This is a genomic window from Micromonospora sp. Utrum1 (assembly GCF_057197805.1).
Genome location: NZ_CM170071.1, coordinates 3,446,084 through 3,464,903, shown reverse-complemented (window position 1 = coordinate 3,464,903; position 18,820 = coordinate 3,446,084). Strand labels below are relative to the sequence as shown.

Below are 18,820 nucleotides of genomic sequence, written 5' to 3'. Positions count from 1 at the left end.
CGGAGGTCCAGCAATGAACAGCAACCTTTCCCGCAGGGACATGCTCCGCCTCGTCGGAGTCGGCGTCGGCGCCCTCGGCCTGGGTGGCGTCGCCGCCTGCGCGCCGAGCGCCGAAGGTCCCGAGGAGGACAAGGCCAAGTCCGCCACCGACTTCTCATTCGCGTCCTGGAGCCTGGCCGACAACGCCTCCAAGGCCAAGATCGAGCAGTTGATGAGCGGGTACGGCAGCAAGGCGGGCGTCACCGTCAAGGGCGTGCCACTGGCGTACAACGCATACCTCAACCAGCTCACGCTCCAGGTGCGCGGCGGCCAGTTCACCGGCGCCGCGCAGATGGACATCGCCTGGCTCGCCGGCCTCGCCGCGCTCGGCAAGCTCCGCGACCTCGGCGGCGTGGCCAAGGACGCCGGCTACACGGAGGCCGCCCTCAGCTCCGGGCAGGTCGAGGGCAAGCAGGTCGGCCTGCCCTGGACGACCGCCGCCATCGGCTTGATCGCCAATCGGGACCTGATGCAGAAGGCCGGCATCACCACCGCCCCGGCCACCATCGCCGACTTCGAGACCGCGCTGCGGGCGCTCAAGGGCACGGGCGTCATCCCGTACGCCGCGTCGACCAAGATCGCCCAGCTCAAGGACATCCTCATCTGGATGCAGACCTTCGGCAGTCCGCTGCTGGACGGTGACAAGGTCACCGTCGGCGACGACGCCAGCATCGAGGCGGTCGCCTGGTACAAGAAGCTGTACGACGAGAAGCTGATCGCCCCGGACGTGGAGCGGGTCGACGCGCGTACCCTGTTCGCCCAGGGCAAGGCCGCCATGTACGACGACGCCATCGTCGGCCGCGACTTCGTCGTCAAGGGCTCCCCCGACAAGTCCATCGCGGACAAGCTCGACCCGATCGCCCGCCCGGTGAAGAACTCCGGTGACAAGCCCCGGGCCGTGCAGTGGGGCCACGCCGTCGTCGTGGTCGAGGGCGAGGGCGCCAACACCGCCACCGACTTCGCGAAGTGGCTCACGTCCGACGAGCAGACCGTCATCGGCTACTTCAAGGACCTGTCCCTGCCGCCCACCACCACGAAGGCGCTCGCCTCGGAGCAGGTGAAGACCGATGCCTTCACCTCCCAGTTCAGCGAGCGCATCACCGCCACCGCCACCCCGAACCCGTTCTGGAAGTACCCCCAGTACGCCCAGATGGAGACCGCCATCTCGGAGCAGGTGCAGGCCGTGCTGGTGGGCAGGAGCAAGCCGGCGGACGCGATGCGCGAGGCCGGCCGGGCGGTGCAGGCCCTCATCAAGTGACCACCGCGCACGACACCCGGCTGGTGACGGCGATCGCGGACGCGACCGCCGCCACCACGCCGCGGATCTGGGGCTTCGGCGTCGGCGGTACGCTCACCGCCCTGCTCCGCGCCGCCGACGCGCTGCACCGGCCCGACCTCACCCGACGGGTGGTCGACCTCGTCACGCCGTCGCTGACCGCGCCGCCGGACCCCACCGACCACCTCATCGCGGTCGAGGCGCTGCTCGCCCTCACCGACCGCCGACCCGACATCGACGTGACGGACGCCTGCCACCGCTGGCTCGCCGCCGTCCGGCACGCCCGACCGGCCCACCCCGGCGGGCCCCGCCTGCACCGCCCCGACCTGCCACCCTGGTCGTCGACGGTCTGGGTGGACTGCATGCACACGGACGGGCCCGGCCTCGCCGCGCTGGGTCACCCGGACGAGGCGGTCACTCACGCCACCGAGTACGCCCGCGCGCTGCAACTGCCCCACGGCCTGTTCCAGCACGGCTACGACGCGCGGGCCGAACGCGGCAACGGCGTCGCCTGGGGGCGCGGGCAGGCGTGGGCGCTGCTCGGCCTCGCCGACACCCTGGTCCACGTCCCCGACGACGGGCTCGCCGAGCGGCTCGCCCGCCTGGTCGACGCGCTGGCCGCGTACGAGCGCGACGGCGAGTGGTCAACCGTGGTCGACGACCCGGACGCCCCGGTGGAGGCGAGCACCTCCGCCTACCTCGCCTGGGTCGTGCCGCGCGCGATCGACGCCGGGCTGGTCGACCCCGCCCACCGGGCGATGGCCGATCGTGCCTGGCACGCCACCCTCCGCCGGCTCACCGGCGGGGCGCTCGCCGTGTCCGAGGCGACCCCCGTCGGCGCCGCCCAGGACTATCACCATCGCGCCCTCGGCGTCTTTCCGTGGGGCCAGGCCCCGCTGCTGCATGCCGCCCTGGATCGCACCACTGAGGAGAACGGATGAAGGTCGTCGACGTCCGCAGCTACGCGGTACGCGCCAAGCCGGCCGAGACGTACTGGGGCGCCCGCGCGTGGAGCGCCGACCACGGCAGCGCCCTGGTGGAGTACCCGCCGATGGAGCGCCGCCGCTACGTCTACAGCGAGACCATCGACGCGGTGCTGGTGCGGGTCGAGACCTCCGACGGGGTGGTCGGCTGGGGCGAGGCCAAAGCGCCCGTCGGAGCCCGCGCCACCGCCGCGATCCTGGACGACCTGATCGCACCGCTCGCCGTCGGTTCCCGGCTCGACGAGATCAGCCGCACCTGGGACCGCGTCTACACCGGCATGCGCGTCCGCGGTCACGACAGCGGCTTCTGGTTGGAGGCCCTCGCCGGCCTCGACATCGCCCTGTGGGACGCGTTCGCCCGCACCCTCGGCCAGCCCCTGCACGCTCTGCTCGGCGGCCGATACCGCAGCACGCTGCGGCTGTACGCCTCCGGCGTACCCGCCGCGCCCGCCGGCTCCGGCGCCGAGGGCCAGCGGAGGGTGCGCCAGGAGGCGGAGCGGCTGCGCGACCTGGGGTATGACGCGGTCAAGGTGGCCATCGGCGCCCGCCCCGAGGACGACATCACGTCCGTGCAGACCGTCCGCGAGGTGTTCGGCGACCAGGCGGCCGTCTACGCCGACGCCGCGGGCCAGTACGAGGTGCCGCAGGCGTTGCGGGTCGGCCGCGCCCTTCAGGAGCTCGGCGTCGGGTTCTTCGAGATGCCGCTGCCGCCGGAGGACCTCGACGGGTACGCCACCCTCGCCGGGCGCCTGGACATCCCCCTCGCCCTGGACTCGCTGGCCACCCGGCACCGGGCACTGGAATTCCTCCGCGCCGGCGCGCTGCGCGTGCTCCAGCCCGACGTGTGCCGGGCCGGTGGCATCACCGAGACGATGCGCATCGCCGCGCTCGCCGACGCGTTCGGCGCGCAGGCCACCCCGCACGTCAGCATCGGCTCGGCCGTGCACTGGTTCGCCAGTGTGCAGTGCGCCGCCGCGATGCCGAACTTCGCCGTGCTCGAGCACTGGATCGGCACCAACCCGCTCACCGCCGTCGCCCCGGACGCGGTGACGCCGGTCGGGGGGCGATGCGACGTGCCGACCGGCTCCGGCCTCGGCATCACGGTCGACGAGAGCGTCGTACAGGTCCTGGCGGGCACCTGACGAAGGGCCGGACACCACCCGGGACGGCATCCGGACGACAGCCGGCGACCGCACCCGCCACCGGCCGGGGCCTCATTCCGGCCAGGGTGCCGCCGCCGCCGTGTCCAGGAAGGCACGGGCACGGCGCCGGAGCGCCGGCCAGTTCCCGGCGGCCACGTCGGCCGGGCTGACCAGTGCGCTGCCGGCGCCGACAGCGACCGCGCCGGCCGCGGCCCACTCCGGCACCGATTCGGGCGTGACTCCGCCGGTCGGCGCCAGCCGCACGTCGGGCAGTGGAGCCCGCAGCTCCCGCAGGTAGGTGACACCGACCTGGCTCGCGGGGAAGAGCTTGACCAGGGCCGCTCCCGACGACCAGGCGACGTCGACCTCGGTCGGCGTGAGGGCGCCGCAGACCACCGGCAGGTCGACGGCGGCCGCCTCGGTGAGCACGTCGACGCGGGTGGTCGGGGTGACGAGGAACTCGGCGCCGACGGCACGGGCGGCCCTCACGTCCGCCGGGGTACGGACGCTGCCGGCGCCGACGGCGCAGGTGCCGGCGAGTGCGGTCCGCAGTTCGGCGATGGCTTCGAGCGCCGCGGGCGTGGTGAGGGTGACCTCGATGCTGTCCAGGCCGGCCTCGGCGAGTTCGCGGCCGGCGCGGACGACGTCCTCGGGGCCGGGGAGCCGGATGATGGCGATGACGCGGCCGAGCTGGACGGTCATGAGACGACTTCGGCGGCGGCGGCCTGCTGGGGCACGACGTGGGCGGGCCCGACGTACCCGAGGTTGATGCTGATGGAGTCGGCCGCCTCGATCACCGACCGGACGAGCTCGGTTTCGCGGGCCGGCAGGTCGATGGCGGAGAGCGGGCCGGACACCGAGAGGGCGGCCACCACGGAGCCCGAGCCGTCCCGGATCGCGGCGGCAACGCAGGCGCGGCCGAGGGCGAGTTCCTCGATCTCGGTGGCGTACCCCCGGGCGAGGGTGCGGTTGAGTTCCTCGTCGAGCTGTTCGTGGGTGGTGATGGTGCGGTGGGTGTAGGCACCCAGTACCGCTTCGGGCAGCATGGCGCGCCGCTCGTCCCCGGTCAGTCCGGTCAGGAGCGCCTTGCCGAGCCCGGTGGCGTGGAGCGGGTTGTACTGTCCGGCGAGGACGAACGGGCGGGGCGCCTGCCGGCCTTCGAAGTTGAGCAGGTAGAAGAGCCGGTCGCCGCGGCGTACCGCGACGTTGACGCCGAGGCCGAGTTCAGCGGCGAGGTCCTGGGCGGTCTGCCGGGCCTCGCGGTGGACCGGGTGGCTGTTGAGCACCGCGCCGCCGAAGGAGACCATGTCGAGCCCGAGCCGGTACAGGCCGCTGACCGGATCGCGGTCCACGAAGCCCATCCCTTCGAGGGTGGCGAGGAGGCGGGAGGCGGTGGAGAGGCCGAGTCCGGTGGCCTTGGCGACGTCGGAGACGCGGAGTTCGGTGCGGCCGGCCGCGAGGGCGCGGAGCACGGTCAGAGCCCGTTCGACGCTCTGGTTACTGCCCGGTTCGGCCGCCATGCTGACCCTCCCTGGAATCGTCTTGCGACATGTGGCACCTTATTCTGCACTATGCACGAGCTAAACCACTGTTCGGGGTGACGCGGGTGACGCGAGACCAGCATGGCGAGCCGGCCCTGGAGGTCGTCGGGCTCGGCGAAGCGATGGCCCTGCTTCAGCCGCCGCCCGGCGATTCGCTCGCCGCGACCGCGACCGTCGAGGTGCACGTCGCGGGCGCCGAGCTGAACCTCTGCACGGCCGCCGCGCGGCTCGGCGTCAGCGCCGGGTTCTGCAGCCGGGTGGGCGCAGATCCGCTCGGCGTCCGGGTCCTGACGGCGGCCCGGGTGGCCGGAGTGGACACCTCGCTGGTGACGGTCGACGCCGCTCACCCGACCGGCCTCTTCCTCAAGGACGTGCTGCCGGACGGGCAGCGGCGGGTCCACTACTACCGGACGGGATCGGCGGCCGCGAACCTGGACGCGTCGGACGCGGCCCGGCTACTCGCCGCGAAGCCGCGGTTGGTCGCCGTCTCCGGCATCACGATCGCGTTGGGCGCCGGACCGCGGACGGCGGTCGACGCGGTGCTGCGGGCGGCCGGGCCGGCCGGCATCACGGTGGCATTGGATCCGAACCTGCGTCCCGCGCTCGGCGACGTCGACCGGCAGGCCGCGGACGTGCGGGCCCGGTTGGCGTACGTCGACGTGCTGCTGCTCGGCACCGACGAGGCCGGGCCGGTCCTCGGCGTACGCGACCCCGAGGATCCGGAGGAGGTGTTCGCCGCCGCGGCCGAGGCGGGGGTGCGGGAGACGGTGCTGAAGGCCGGCGCGGACGGTTGCTACCACGCGGGCGCCGACGGCAGGGCGCGGCACCTGCCGAGCGCGGCGACGGCGGTGGTGGATCCGGTGGGCGCGGGCGACGCGTTCGCCGGCGGCTACCTGTCCGGCCGGCTGCGCGGCGCCTCGCCGGCGGACGCAGCCGGCCTGGGCAGCGCACTCGCCGCCGGGGTGGTCGCCGCCCCCGGCGACACCACCGGCCTCCCCGACCGCGCGACCGCGACGGCGCTGCTGGCGCGGGCCGTCGACGGCTGACGGGCGACGCACAGCTGCACCGGTCCGGTACGGTGCCGAGCGCTCAGCCGCCCGGCACCGCGACCGGGTCAGGCGTCCGGGCCGTCCTCGTCGATCAGGTCGGTCCCGCCGCCGCCGACGACCACGTCCCGGTCGGCGCCGCCGTGGAGCCGGTCGTCGCCCGGACCGCCGACGACGACGTCCGGGCCGGGCCCGCCGAACAGGGTCCCGTCGCCAGGGCCCCCGACCAGCCGGTCCGCGCCCGCACCGCCGCAGATCACGTCGTCACCGCCGACGCCGACGATCACGTCGTCGCCGCCCCGGCCGACGATCACGTCGGCGCCGGCCGTACCCACCAGACGGTCCGGGGCGTCGGTGCCGACGATGGTGGGCTCCCGGCCGGCGCACAGCGGAGCTGCGACGGTCACGGTGATCTGACGGGTGAAGTAGCCCAGGCCGTAGGAGACGGTCAACGTGTCGCCGAGGGTCACACCGAGCGCGGCCAGGTCCAACTCCGCCGTGTACGTGGTGGCGTTCGGCCCGTCCTGCACGGCGATCAGCCGCCGCGGTGCGCCGTCGCCGACCCGGACCTGCAGGTCGGCTCGGTCGAGCGCGGCCGGGTCGAGGTTCAGCGGCGCGGTCAGGCGTACGCTCGCGCGGCCGCCCTCCGGTACCCGGTGCACCGGCGTACCGGCGGCGTCGACCACCCCGACCGTGGTGCTGTCGGCGGCCCGCCAGGCCAACGTCTCGTTCCAGGCGGTGTTGAAGGTGACCCAGCCCTCGGAGTGGCCGATGTTGCCGACACCCGGGTTGTACGGGTAGTGGCCGTTCTTGGGGCTGCCGTCGAGCACCCCCCGGGCACCCTGGAGGCGACCCGCGCCGCCCTGGAACTCCGAGTACCAGCCGCGCTCCACGCCTTCGAAGCCCCACTGCTCCGTCGGTCCGCGGTACGAGGCGTGCCGTCCGGTGGGGTTACGGCCGAAGATGTTGTCCACGTGGGCCACCGCGATCTGGCGCAGCCGCCCGGCGAGCGGGTCGTCGCCGAGCACCTGCGCGGCGGCCAGCGCCGGGGCGGCGAAGCCCGCCACATTGCCCGTCTCGTTCGGGTCGACGGCCGAACCACCACCGGTGAAGGGCGGGATGGTCCATCGCTCGGCGGAGTACCTGCGGAAGTCCCACAGGTTCGCCGAGCGTTCCACCACCACCTCGGCCCACCGCCGGATGAAGTCCCGAGTGCCGGGCGGCGCCTGGTCGGGGTAGGCCAGCAGCAGCCGCGCGAGGCCGGTGACCAGGTGGTATTCCCCCTGCCGCTGGCCCTTGGTGACCCTCGGGTCGGCAACGTCGAGGTTGCCGACCAGCCAGGCGGCCTGGGCCTTCGCGGCGGCCAGGTACCGGTCCGCGTCAGCGCGGCCCTCCCGCTTGGCGACCTCGTACATCATCACGTTCGGCCACACGGAGTGGCCCGGCGGCAGCTCACCCTTGCCGGAACCCACCTGGGTGTAGACCTGCAGCAGGTCTGCGGTGTGGGGCGTGATGTCGTACCAGGCGAAGCGGTCCTTCGCGGGGTCGTCCCAGATCGGGAAGAGGTAGTCGCGCGCCCGCTCGTAGACGCTGAGGGGAATGTGCTCGGCCAGGTAGGGATAGGCGTAGACGAAGGCGGCGAGCTGCTCCTTGAGCAGCGTGTGGTTGACCCGACCGCCCAGGTACACCTCGAGCGCCCAGTGGATCAGCCGGACGATCTCCGGGGTGTCCGCCGGCAGCTGCACCGGCAGCCCCACGTACCGTGCCTCCGGGTCCTTGATCTGCGCGAACGCAGAGGGGTTGGCGAGGTACATGTCGATCAGCGACGGCAGTTCGAAGGACATCTGGTGCGAGTCGCGCCAGCCGACGCCGAGGTAGCAGTTCTGCGGATCGCTGCCGCCGTAGACCATCCTGCTGAAGTCGCCGTAGTAGCAGCGCACGTCGGTCATGAACTGCACCGCCCGGTGGTAGGAGACACGCTCGATCCAGTCGGCGCCGATGCCGAACGGCATGGACCGTCCGGTCCCGGCCGCGCCCTGCACCTCCACCGTGTACGGTCCGGGCTCGGCGGGGTCGAAGCCGGTGAAGTCACCGATCTGGCCGCGGACGGTGCCCTCGTGCCGGGCGGTGCCGGCCGCGTCGACGATCCGGAACCGGTCACCGTCGACCGCGCGGGGTGCGGTGAACCGCTTGGCCTGGCCGAGGTTGTAACCGCTCTGGTTGACCAGGATCGGCTGGTCGGCATCGGGCTCGCCCGGTCCGGTCCAGGAACAGCCCGACGTGGTGGTGGGGTGGTCGGCGGGCACGGTGGTCAGCGCGGTGACCGCGACGGCGGCGAACGACGCCTGGGCGTGGTAGACCCCGAGGCCGACGGTGCCACCGGCGACAGGCGCGGCCACCACGGCGACCCGCTGGGAGTCGATCTCCACGACCGAGATGTTGTTGGCCCGGCGGATGACCAACTCGTGCCACTCCCCCTGCCGTACCGGGGCGGGGCCGCGACACACGGTCTGCGTCACCGGGCGGGAGACCTGCACCCCGGACCAGCCGGTCAGCTGCGCCGCGACGTTGTTCTGGGTGACGGCGTACGGTTCTCGGAAGTCGGCGAGCACGGAGACGGCGGGTGAGTCGCTGGCCGCCTCGACGCGGACCCTGGTGCGCAACTCGTACGCGTCGGGCAGGCCCACCGGCGTGACCGGGGTGATGTACCGGCCGGATGGTTGGGTGCGGGTGTCGATCGAGACGTAGGGGAACTGGGCGGTGGTCGCCGTCCACTCGGTCAGCGACCCGGTCAGCGCCCGCCACCGGCTGAGCCCGGTGGTGAAGTCGTCGGCGAACACCGGTGCCGCCGCCGCTTCGGCGGACGGGGCGCCGGCCGCGGCGGACGCCGCCGTCAGCCCGACGGTCGCCATCAGAATCGACGCCAGAGCCGCACTGGCCCACGCTCGCGCAGGTGTCGTCACCAGAATCTCCTCGTCAGCGTGTCAGGTGAACTTCACGGTGAAATGCGCCAGCCGACGCCCGTCCGCCGCCTTCACCACGACGACGTAGGTTCCCGTAACGCCGGCCTGGGTCGTCAGCACGGTATGGACCCGGTCCTGGTCGTCCGTCTCGAACTCCGGTTGCCGTTCGGTGCCGTCCGGTGCCACCTGCGCCACCTCGGCGACGAGGCGGCCTGCGGGGGCACCGGTCTGGTCCACCAGCCGGAACTGCACCGGCAGCGCCCGGCCGGTGACGACCGGTCCGGCCGGGCGTACGTCGACGACCTTGAGGCCCCACTCCGGCGAGTCGGCGTCGGAGACGACGTAGTCGAGACCCGCCTCGACCGGGAACTCGACCGCCCCGGTGACCGGGTCCCTGCTGAAGGCGATGTCGGCGCCCGACGAGCCCCGGACGACGATGTCCTCGGTCGACCACGAGGTGTTCTTCGCGGTGATCCGGCTTCGGGTCTGTCCGTCGCTGCCGGTGTGGGTGAGGGTGGCGCCGGGCGCGGCGACGGGGTAGACGCTGGCCCGCACATCGCCGGCGGCGACGGCGTCGCCCGGATCCCGCGCTCCGGGGTCGTGGACGAGGATGCCGGTGCCGCCGACGAAGGCGGGGATCTTGCCGAACGGCTGCTGGTAGGCGGTGAGGGTGGTGGGGCCGGTGAACCGCTCGCCGGTCTCGATGTCCATCCATTCGCCGGCCGGAAGGTAGACGTCACGGGACATCGCCGTGTCGGTGTCGCCGCCGTAGAGCGGCGCGACCAGCAGTGACGGGCCGAGCATCCACTCGTACTGCCGTTTGGCCGCGGACGCCAGGTCGCGGACCCTGGGGTCGTCGGGGAAGGCCACCGGAAGCGGCGTCGCCGTCGAGGGGAAGCCCGTCTCGTACGACGTGACCGCCGCCGAGTAGATGTAGGGCTGATACTCGGCGTGCCACTGGGCGGCCTTCCGGGTCGCCGCCACCAGGGCGGGATCGTTCATCCGCCACGGCTCGTTGCCGAAGGACATCGCCGGCGACATGGCGGCCAGCATGGCGTTCCGGGTCAGGTACCGCTGCTTGGACCGGTTGGTCTCCAGATCACCGATGATCCGGCCGCCGACGATGTCCGGATAGAAGTTGGGCTGACCGCTGGCCGCGTAGGCCAGCCCGTTGACGACCGTACGGTCGCGGTCCCCCGGCCCCTGGTTGTAGTCGGTGTCGTTGATCCGCAGGATGGAGCCCGCCACCGAGAAAGCGCTGTTGCGCACCATCATGAGCTTGCCGTCGTCGTCGAGGCCCTCGTTGATCGGGTTCACCAGCGCGTTGTTGACGTACCGGTTCGCGGTGCCGTCGAACATGTGGTCTTCCTTGTACCCGTCCGCTCCCCACTCCCGGCTGCGGGCCACGAACCACCGGACAGCTTCCTCGTTGTCCGGATCGATGAGGTACATCGCGGTGTTGGGAAACGACACCGGCCGGAACACCCGCGGCTTGCCGTTCGCGTCCTTGATGAAGTAGCCCCGTTCGATGCCCACGGCGGTGCCGTCACCGTCCAGAGCGGGGTCGTACGTGCCGCCGTCGGCCGGCAGCGCCCGGAAGGATTGCCGAGCTCCGAGCAGCAGCTTGATCCCGTTGTCATGCAGGAACTTCTTGTACCCGTCGGGGTCCGGATACTTCGCGCCCCACAGTCCGAAGCTCGAGGTCGTGCCCTGGGCACTTCCCGATCCGTACGGCCAGAACCCGGAGCCGGTCACCACCCAGCCGAGGGGGAAGCCCTTGTCCAGGTACGCCGTCACAGAGCTGGTGATGGTCTGCTGGTTGGTGTTGTAGCCGAGGGCGCCGTACGACTCGTAGCCGACGCCGAAGAGTGCGTAGTCGGGCTTCGCGTCGGCGTAGCCGGCGCTCCGCCGCACCTCGGCGTAGCGCCGGTAGATCGTCGTCATGTCCCCGAAGAAGTAGTGCAGCCCGGACATCTGTGGGCCGTTGACACCGAGCAGGGTCGCGGCGTTGTCGACCTGCACGGCCAGGCTCTCGTTCGAGAGCACGACCTGGGCGAGTTTCCGGCCGGGGAAGACCGTGAACGTCGAGACGAAGCGTTGGTTCGTCGTGCCAGCGCTGTTCTGCGCGTAGTAGTCGAGGTTGCGGATGCCGTAGGCGTTCAGGTCGGTCCGGAATCCGCCCAGGTCACCGAGCCCGTACGCGGGGTTCATGCCACCGGCGACCTGGGCCCGCACGCTGCCGGTGTTCGAGTCGCCGGCGGCGATCCGCAGGTTCACGGAATGGTCCGCGGGCACCACGGTCACGTCTGCCTGCCGGTCGTTGGCGAAGGTCACGGAGAACCGCGCGCTCGACGCGTCCGCCGCGGTGAGCGTCGCCGCGACGGCGTCGCACGGTGCACCGCCCGGGACGGCCAGTTGCAACCCGGCTGTCGGGTGGGGCGAGGCGACTGGCGCGCCGTCCACCTCGAGTCCGTAGCGGAAGCCCCGACGATCGATCGCCATCGCCCAGCCGTCGCCGGCAACCGAGACCATGGTGCCGTGCTGCGACAGGCGGTAGGAGGGGAAGCGCCGCTCCGGCGCGTCGACGACCGGTGTCGCGGTGTCGTGCGTACCGCACTCGGTGCCCGGCGGTTGGTCGTCGCCGGTCACCTCGAGCAACCGCACGGCGTTGGCGCGGGTGATGACGTTCAGGTTGGGAGCGGTCACCGCCGGACCGGCAGTGGCGGTGACCGTCAGGGTAAAGGTCTGCCCCTTGTCCAGGTAGGTGGAGCCGATCTGGCGCCAGGCATTGCCGCCGATCGCCTGGTTGACCACCGTCGGGGTGTCCGGCCCTCCGGTCCAGGCGTAGTCCGCCTTCGCGTTGTCGACGCTGGCGTTGTAGTAGACGGCAAGGTCGTACCTGGCGGAGGCGGGCGCCACGACGGTCCAGGTGGCCGTGGAACCGGGGGTCCGGCTGTACCGCGATGGAGAGCCCTCGTAACCGGGGTCCCGGGCGTTCGCCCAGGTTCCGGTCTCGGCGTAGGCGCCGGGGGTCGAGGGGGTGACGACCACCGCTTCGGCGGCCGCTGCCGGCGAGGACGGGACCACGACTGCGATCGGCACCAGGAGCGCCGTGATCATCGCGAGCAGGACGTGATGTGGGGGACGAGCGAACATCTCCTCTTACTCCATCCTCGGGCGAGGGGTCATCCGGCCGGCGTGAAGCGGACTGCGTCCGCGCGGGTGGTGCCGGGGCCGGACGTCAGGGTGACCGAGTTGATCCCCTCCCCCAGCTGATGCGTACCGATCGAATGCCATGCGCCGCCGGTAGCGCACTGGTCGACGGGGACGCTCGTGCCGGCGACGGTGTATGTCGTACTCGCGCTGCAGGTGCTGTGCTTCGGGGACCAGACGTCGACCTGGTAGGTCCCCGCCGGGAGGTCGGCGCGCCAGGTCACGGTCAGGCCGGCGGTCGACGTGTAGCGGGTACCCGAGCCGTCGAAACCCTTCAGGCTGCTCGACAGCCAGCGTCCCTCCTCGCTGTAGGCGGGATTGCCGGCATCGCAGGTCGGCGGAGCTCCTTCGTTGGTCACGACGACCGTCGCGGTGCCGCCACCACCGGTCGCCGCTGCGATCACGTGGGGCGTGGACGGAGGGCCGCTGCCCGCACTGTTCGTCGCCGCCACCCGGTACGTGCCCGCGACACCATCGCTGCCCAGCACCAGGCTCGTGCCGGTCGAGGAGCCGACGATCCGTTCCGGCGTCACATCGCACTCCTGCTTCAGCGAGGCGGTCACGACGTAGGACCGCGCGTTGTCGGTGGCGTCCCAGGTCAGCGTGGTGACCCCGCCCACCGTGCGGTGCCCGACTCCGGTGACCTGCGCGGGAGAAGTCCTGTCCAGCCCGACGGTGTGTTCGGCCGTCCCGCCGCCGGCGAGGCGGTAGGTGTGCCCCGGGGTCACCGGGAACCGCAACGCACCGGTCACCTGGTCGACCCGGTAGGCAACCGCCTCCCCGCTGGTGCTGTCCACGACGGCGAGGGAGCCGGTGTCCCAGCCGGTGTTGGCGTTCTCGACGGTGATCGCGTCCGGCCCACGCCCGGACGTGTAGCGGGATCCGGTCGACACCGGGTACACCTCGGCGGTCAGCGCTGCGGACCGCTTGGTCACCAGCACGCCCTTGCCGCCGGCGAACGCGGGGATCCGGTCGGGGCCGATCGCGTAGTTCCGTAGTGTCGTCGGCCCGCGGAACACCGCTCCGGTCTCGACGTCGATCCACTTTCCGGCCGGCAGGTACACGTCCCGCGCCTGCGCTGTCTCGAAGTCCGCGCCGAACACCGGCGTGGCGAGTAGGGATTCACCGAACATCCACTCGTACTGGCGGGTGGTGTCGTTCGCCAGCGCGTAGGTGTTCGGATCGTCGGGAAAGGCCAGTGGCAGCGGGGTCACAGCGGTGGGGAACCCGCTCTCGTACCCGTCCAGCACCGCGTCGTAGATGTACGGCCGCAGCGCCTCGTGCCACAGCGCCAACTCCTTCACGGCTGCCGCGTAGTCGCTGCGGCCGAGATCCCAAGGGCCCTTGCCGAACGCCATCACCGGCAACATCGCGCTGAACTGCGCGTTACGCACGAAGTACTGCTGGTAGGCCGGGTCGCGCAACGACGGCCCGGGGGTGCCACCCACATAGTCGCCGTACAGGTTGCCGGCGCCGGACGCGGCGTAGTTGAGCAGGTTGACGGGCATCCGGTCCGGGTCCTCGTGGTACACCTCGCCGGTGCCGTAGATGGTGTCGTTGATCCGGATGACGTCGCCCGGCACGGAGTACGCGGCGTTGCGCACCATCACGAGGTCACCGGCATCGTGCATCGCGGTCTGCACCGGGTTCCAGTTGCCGTCGAGGTGCAGGTTCGGGTCGTAGAGCATGGTGTCCTCCTTCCACCCGTCCACACCCCACGCGCGCAGCCGGTCGACGAACCAGCGCACCGCCTCCGGATCAGACCCGTCGAGCACGTAGCTGGAGCCGGAGGGGAACTGCGCCCGGGTCACGACGCGGGGCGTGCCGTCGCCGTTGCGCAGCAGGTAGCCGCGCTCCAGCGCCTCCTGCAGGAATGGTCCGTCGTAGCGCAGGTTGTAGTTTCCGCCGTCGGCTGGCAGAGCCTTGAAGTTGTTTCGGGCCCCCAGCAGCAGCTTGATGTCGTTCTCGGCGAAGAGCCGCTTCACCGCGTCGGGATCCGGGTATCGCGGGTTCGGCAGTCCGTCCGCGCGCCCGTCCTCGGCGGTGTCGTCCCACATGCCAAAGCTGTTCGTGGTGCCCTCGACCTTGTTGCCGCGGGGGCCGGGCCAGAAGCCGGATCCGACCACGCCCCAACTGAGCGGATAGCCGTGCGCTACGAAGTCCTGCACCGTCTCGACGACGGACGACTGGTAGGTGTCCCAGCCGAGTGCGCCGTATGCCTCCCAGCCGAGTCCGAAGAACGACTCGTCGGGCCGGGAGTCCAGGTACCCGTGCCGGTTGCGGGCCTGCTTGTAGTCGGCGTACACCTGCGGCAGATCACGGCCGACGAAGTAGTACAGGCTGTCGACGGAGTCCACGTCGGCGGCGCCGAGCCGGTTCTCTGTTCCGGTGAGGCCGACTCGCTTCCGCCCATCCTCGAACCACACCTGAGCGAACCGCTGCTTTGGAAACACGGTGAAGTTGCTGACGAAACGCTTACAACTGCCCTCGTTCGTCAGGTTGTCCAGCACCAGCCCCGTCAACTCCGTACTCGGCCTGGCCTCGACGTTTCCACTGCACGGCGTCCCCTGCTCGGGTTGGCCGTCGGCGAACGACCCATAGTCCCCGAGCCCGTACGCCGGGGCGACCGCACCGGTACGGAAGTCGATCGTGCTGCTGGACCCGGGCAGGTCCGGCACCAGGATCCGCGCGTAGCTGTCGAATGGAAGTACGTGCACTCTGACCTGAGAACCGTCCGTCATCGTCACGTCCAGCACCGCAGTGCCGGACATCGGACCGGAGACGAGCCGAGTGTCCTCGGCGTCGCTGACGTCCTGCCCGCCGGCGTACCTGATCCGCAGACCAGAGTCCGGATGGGCCGGTGCAACCGTGGCGCCGGAGGAGCTGTCGAACGAGTACCGGAAGCCGTCCTTGATGATCCGCATCCGGTAGGTCTCGCCGGTGATCACGATGCTGTCACCCACGTCCACCACTCGCCGGTGCACCGGGTCGCCGCCCGTCCGGCCGGCAGCGGGAACCGCCCCAACCAGGCCCGATGCGACGGTGACCGCGGCGACGAGGAGAACCGACAGTGCGGGGCGTTTCAGCATGGTGGCTCCTAGCTGAGAGCGTCGCGATGCGGCCGGGGGGGGTTGACGCCAGACGTGGTGCGAAGTCGGCTGCCGTAGGCGGCGACGGTGAGCTGTGTCGTCGCATGGGGCGGAGCTTTCGGTGCGAGGGAGCCGGCAGCATCCAACATGGAATTCGCTTGCCTACTACGGAAAGATATCCCGCATGCTGCATGCGGTCAACCACGCAGTGAGAGTCATGGTGAAGAATTGAGCGCGTCGAGACGTAGCTCGGGGAGCTACGGCCACCCGGCGAGCTGGAGCGGGCCGCTGGACCTGCCCGAGCCGCTGCGCTACGTGCAGGTGGAGCCGACGGTGGTGGCTGAAATCGAAGTGGACACCGCTTTCGAGCACCGGCGATGGCACCACCGGGTGTGGTATGTGCGTCCGCGGCTGGAACTGTCGGTGTATGACGTGCCGCTGCTGCTCGGCGATGAGGCCGACCCGTTCTGGGACGCCGCGACCGGAGCGTGAACGAGTTCGCGGCTCAACGGCTGACGGCCGGGTCACCAGATCGGGTGTTTCTCGCGCTGACCGGGCGTGTGGGTCAGGCCAGCCGGAGGACCGTTGCCTGAGGCAAAATGTGTCAGGGTGGAAAGTATTGCGCTCAACTAACGGGGCAGCGCGAAATCAAGACCTGGGAGAACACCACTCAATGACCACCCCCTACGACCCTGCGCAGAACCAGCCGCCGACCGGCCAGCAGCCGATGCCGCCCACCGCTCAGTTCCCGCAGGTGCCCGCCGGCCAGTTCCCGCCGCCGGCGCCCGGGCAGATCCCTCAGCACCCGTTCCCGCCGCCGCCCGGCGCGCCGGCCCCCGCCGCCCGCAAGCGGCCATGGCTGATCCCCACCCTCATCGGCGTCGGCGCGTTCGTGGTGCTGTGCTGCGGCGGCTCGATGGTGATCGGCCTGGTCAGCGGCGACGACAAGAAGAACGATGTGTCCGCCAGCAGCGACATCCCCGCTGCCAGCCCCAGCACCTCCGCCCCCGCGGCCGTCGCCCCGAGCACGTCGGCCCCCACGCCGGCCAAGCCGCAGCCGACGAAGACGACTGCGGCACCGGCCAAGCCGAAGACCTTTGGCGTCGGCGACAAGGTGCGCGGCGGTGACTTCGAGTTCACCGTCAACGGCGTGAAGTGCGGGATCTCCCAGGTGGGCAGCCAGTTCCTGAACACCAAGGCGCAGGGCACCTTCTGCAAGGTCAACGTGACCGTCAAGAACGTCACGAAGAGCGCGCACACCTTCCACGCCGACGGCACCCTCACCGCCCAGGACGCCACCGGCCGAGAGTATGAGGCCGACGGCGAGGCCGGGATCTACGGCAACACCGACGGGCAGGGTTTCCTCGACGAGATCAACCCGGGCAACTCGGTGAAGGCGAACGTCTACTTCGACGTGCCGAAGGGCACGAAGCTGAAGACGATCACCTTCGACGCCGGCCTGTTCACCTTCGCCGAGGACGCCGTCGTCACCCTCTGACCGGCCGCCGGCAGCAGAGAAGCGTGACCTTGCGACGACAGCCGACAGCCCCGGAGATTCTCCGGGGCTGTCGCTGATAGCCAGAGCCGGGGCGACCCAAGCAGTCCCGTCGCCGAGCACCTTGCCTTCGTGGCGCCCTGACTGAGGGCTGCAGTTAAGCCGGCCGCGCACGTCGCTGGCAAGGGTCGGGACGAGCTGGTCTTCACCGCGCCGAACGGCGGCCCGCTGCGCAACACCAACTTCCGGTCGCGGGTCTTCGGGCCGGTGGCTGTCTCGGTCGGGCTGGAACTCGCCGCAGGTGAGGTGCCGGGGCGAGATCGGCGTCGGCTGCCCGACCAGGGACAGCGATGCGCAAACGCAGCCGGAGGCCCGATCTTGTGTCACCGTTCGCGGTGGACTTCTTCGGGTACCCGCTCACATCGGTCAACGGCGCACGCGATAGCGCAGGTGAAGCACCCGGTTGCCCTGAATCACCACGTCAGGATCCTCCAACAGGTGCTGCGCGTGGACCGACCCGAAGTAGCGCTTGCCGGACCCGAACACCACGGGTACGACGTCCATGCGCATCTCGTCGACCAGACCCGCGGCAAGCACCTGGCCACCGACGTCACCAGCGGCAACCTCGACCATGCGGTCACCCGCAAGCTCCTGCGCCTGGGCCACGGCTGCCTCGACGCCGTCGACGAAGTGAAACGGCGCCTCGGGGTCCCAGCCCTCGGGCTCCGGCCGGTGCGTCACGACGACCACGTGGTCGATCCCACCCGGAGGCTTCCCGTCCCAGCCGTCCGTCAGGTCGAAGACGTGGCGGCCGACGACTGTCACCCCGATCCGGTCCCAGTACGGCCGGGTGTAGTCGTAGGACGTCTGCGACACCTTCACCTCGCCGCTCTCGTCCAACGGGACGTCACCGCTGGACAACCAGTCGAACAGCGGTCCGGGCCGGTCATTCTCGTCCGCGACGAAGCCGTCCACCGACACCGAGCTGTACATGACCACCTTGCCCACGGGGCTCTCCTCTGCCTTGGGTGCCCCCAAATTAGCGTGTCGTGAGCTGTCGCTCTTGTAAGAGGGCATCTCGTGTGGATCTGATCTGATACACGCTGGTTGCTGCCTTGCTGGAGTCGAGGATCTTGCGCCCTGATGATCGGTGGATGACGACCCCTCGCCGTCCGTATCGCACCGATCTGTCTGATGCCAGGTGGGCGTTGATCGAACCGACCATGACCGCCTGGCGGGCGGCTCAAGGCGGCCTGGGCCTGAAGAAACCGGTGCATGACCTGCGGGAGATCGTGAATGCGATCCTGTACGTCAACCGGACCGGCATCGCCTGGGAGTACCTGCCCCACGACTTCCCGCCGTACAAGACCGTGCACTCGTACTTCACTCGCTGGGCCGCTGACGGCACCACCGAGACGATCCACAACCTGCTGCGCGGCAAGGTCCGGCAGGCAGCCGGCCGTGACCCGGAGCCCAGCGCGGCGATCATCGACTCGCAGAGCGTCAAGACCAGCAGCAACGTGCCCGAAGCCAGCCAGGGCATCGATGCCGGCAAGAGGATCAAGGGCCGCAAGCGGCACCTGGCCACCGACGTCCTCGGTCTGCTGCTGGTGGTGATCGTCACCGCCGCCAGCGTCTCCGACACCGCCGCCGGCCGTGACGTCATCGACCGCCTCGCCGCCACCCACCGTCACATCAGCACAGTGTGGGTTGACGCCGGCTACCGCGCCACTGCCATCGCCCGCGGCGCCGCCCACGGCATCGACGTGCAAGTCGTGCCGAAAACACCAGGCCAGAAGGGCTTCCAACCCTTGCCCAAGCGGTGGGCCATCGAACGCACCAACGGCTGGATCATGCTCCACCGACGACTCGTCCGCGATTACGAGACGTCACCAGAGCACTCCCGAGCCCACATCCACTGGGCCATGATCGACAACATGAGCCGGCGATTGACCCACGAGACGACTCCATCCTGGCGCGACGACCACCCCGAGACGGACACACCGCCACACACCTAAACGGGATGCCCTCTA

The 18,820-nt window shown here is 70.8% G+C and carries 13 protein-coding genes; 7 read left to right on the top strand and 6 right to left on the bottom strand.

The features are described 5' to 3' along the window. The first annotated feature begins 13 nt into the window (after nt 1-13). The 3 genes from AC0OLQ_RS16390 to AC0OLQ_RS16380 are packed head-to-tail and all read left to right on the top strand — an operon-like array spanning nt 14 to nt 3,440. Nucleotides 14-1,297, top strand: a complete 1,284-nt coding sequence (locus AC0OLQ_RS16390) for a type 2 periplasmic-binding domain-containing protein (protein ID WP_484532048.1) — start codon at nt 14-16, stop codon at nt 1,295-1,297. Continuing rightward, complete coding sequence (locus tag AC0OLQ_RS16385) at nt 1,294-2,256, top strand: glycoside hydrolase family 88 protein (RefSeq protein ID WP_484532047.1); 963 nt, start codon at nt 1,294-1,296, stop codon at nt 2,254-2,256. Before AC0OLQ_RS16390 ends, AC0OLQ_RS16385 begins: the two co-directional genes overlap by 4 nt. Beyond that, complete coding sequence (locus AC0OLQ_RS16380; protein ID WP_484532046.1) at nt 2,253-3,440, top strand: mandelate racemase/muconate lactonizing enzyme family protein; 1,188 nt, start codon at nt 2,253-2,255, stop codon at nt 3,438-3,440. Before AC0OLQ_RS16385 ends, AC0OLQ_RS16380 begins: the two co-directional genes overlap by 4 nt. A gap of 72 nt (nt 3,441-3,512) precedes the next feature. Here AC0OLQ_RS16380 and AC0OLQ_RS16375 read toward each other — a convergent pair whose 3' ends face one another. Both AC0OLQ_RS16375 and AC0OLQ_RS16370 read right to left on the bottom strand, forming a co-directional pair. Beyond that, a complete protein-coding gene (locus AC0OLQ_RS16375; protein WP_484532045.1) occupies nt 3,513-4,142 on the bottom strand; it encodes a bifunctional 4-hydroxy-2-oxoglutarate aldolase/2-dehydro-3-deoxy-phosphogluconate aldolase in 630 nt (209 codons plus the stop codon). Further along, the gene (locus AC0OLQ_RS16370; RefSeq protein WP_357333523.1) at nt 4,139-4,960 is read right to left on the bottom strand and encodes an IclR family transcriptional regulator; all 822 of its coding nucleotides are present in this window, start codon (nt 4,958-4,960) and stop codon (nt 4,139-4,141) included. The genes AC0OLQ_RS16375 and AC0OLQ_RS16370 overlap by 4 nt, the downstream gene beginning before the upstream one ends. Nucleotides 4,961-5,046: 86 nt before the next feature. Here AC0OLQ_RS16370 and AC0OLQ_RS16365 point away from each other — a divergent pair, with 86 nt between their 5' ends. Then, on the top strand, nt 5,047-6,027 hold the full coding sequence (locus AC0OLQ_RS16365) for a sugar kinase (protein WP_484532044.1): 981 nt from the start codon (nt 5,047-5,049) through the stop codon (nt 6,025-6,027). Nucleotides 6,028-6,095: 68 nt separating this feature from the next. Here AC0OLQ_RS16365 and AC0OLQ_RS16360 read toward each other — a convergent pair whose 3' ends face one another. The 3 genes from AC0OLQ_RS16360 to AC0OLQ_RS16350 are packed head-to-tail and all read right to left on the bottom strand — an operon-like array spanning nt 6,096 to nt 15,292. After that, nucleotides 6,096-8,990 carry a hypothetical protein gene (locus AC0OLQ_RS16360; protein ID WP_484532043.1) on the bottom strand — a complete coding sequence of 965 codons (2,895 nt, stop codon included), beginning with the start codon at nt 8,988-8,990 and terminating at the stop codon, nt 6,096-6,098. 21 nt (nt 8,991-9,011) lie between these two features. Continuing rightward, nucleotides 9,012-12,146: a golvesin C-terminal-like domain-containing protein gene (locus AC0OLQ_RS16355; protein WP_484532042.1), complete on the bottom strand. Its 3,135-nt coding sequence runs from the start codon at nt 12,144-12,146 to the stop codon at nt 9,012-9,014. Between the two features lie 29 nt (nt 12,147-12,175). Then, nucleotides 12,176-15,292: a golvesin C-terminal-like domain-containing protein gene (locus AC0OLQ_RS16350; RefSeq protein ID WP_484532041.1), complete on the bottom strand. Its 3,117-nt coding sequence runs from the start codon at nt 15,290-15,292 to the stop codon at nt 12,176-12,178. Between the two features lie 228 nt (nt 15,293-15,520). Here AC0OLQ_RS16350 and AC0OLQ_RS16345 point away from each other — a divergent pair, with 228 nt between their 5' ends. Then, a complete protein-coding gene (locus AC0OLQ_RS16345) occupies nt 15,521-15,784 on the top strand; it encodes a hypothetical protein (RefSeq protein ID WP_484532040.1) in 264 nt (87 codons plus the stop codon). 181 nt (nt 15,785-15,965) lie between these two features. Further along, nucleotides 15,966-16,790: a DUF4352 domain-containing protein gene (locus tag AC0OLQ_RS16340; protein ID WP_484532039.1), complete on the top strand. Its 825-nt coding sequence runs from the start codon at nt 15,966-15,968 to the stop codon at nt 16,788-16,790. Nucleotides 16,791-17,213: 423 nt separating this feature from the next. On the opposite strand, the gene AC0OLQ_RS16335 is transcribed toward AC0OLQ_RS16340, so the two are convergent. Beyond that, nucleotides 17,214-17,795 carry a dihydrofolate reductase family protein gene (locus AC0OLQ_RS16335; protein WP_484532038.1) on the bottom strand — a complete coding sequence of 194 codons (582 nt, stop codon included), beginning with the start codon at nt 17,793-17,795 and terminating at the stop codon, nt 17,214-17,216. 146 nt (nt 17,796-17,941) lie between these two features. Here AC0OLQ_RS16335 and AC0OLQ_RS16330 point away from each other — a divergent pair, with 146 nt between their 5' ends. Continuing rightward, complete coding sequence (locus tag AC0OLQ_RS16330; protein WP_484532013.1) at nt 17,942-18,805, top strand: IS5 family transposase; 864 nt, start codon at nt 17,942-17,944, stop codon at nt 18,803-18,805. Nucleotides 18,806-18,820 lie beyond the last annotated feature (15 nt).

Coding starts and splice junctions, on each gene's coding strand:
- AC0OLQ_RS16330 (WP_484532013.1), top strand. CDS start 17,942: ATGACGACCCCTCGCCGTCCGTATCGCACCGATCTGTCTGATGCCAGG.
- AC0OLQ_RS16350 (WP_484532041.1), bottom strand. CDS start 15,292: ATGCTGAAACGCCCCGCACTGTCGGTTCTCCTCGTCGCCGCGGTCACC.
- AC0OLQ_RS16380 (WP_484532046.1), top strand. CDS start 2,253: ATGAAGGTCGTCGACGTCCGCAGCTACGCGGTACGCGCCAAGCCGGCC.
- AC0OLQ_RS16370 (WP_357333523.1), bottom strand. CDS start 4,960: ATGGCGGCCGAACCGGGCAGTAACCAGAGCGTCGAACGGGCTCTGACC.
- AC0OLQ_RS16340 (WP_484532039.1), top strand. CDS start 15,966: ATGACCACCCCCTACGACCCTGCGCAGAACCAGCCGCCGACCGGCCAG.
- AC0OLQ_RS16355 (WP_484532042.1), bottom strand. CDS start 12,146: ATGTTCGCTCGTCCCCCACATCACGTCCTGCTCGCGATGATCACGGCG.
- AC0OLQ_RS16375 (WP_484532045.1), bottom strand. CDS start 4,142: ATGACCGTCCAGCTCGGCCGCGTCATCGCCATCATCCGGCTCCCCGGC.
- AC0OLQ_RS16390 (WP_484532048.1), top strand. CDS start 14: ATGAACAGCAACCTTTCCCGCAGGGACATGCTCCGCCTCGTCGGAGTC.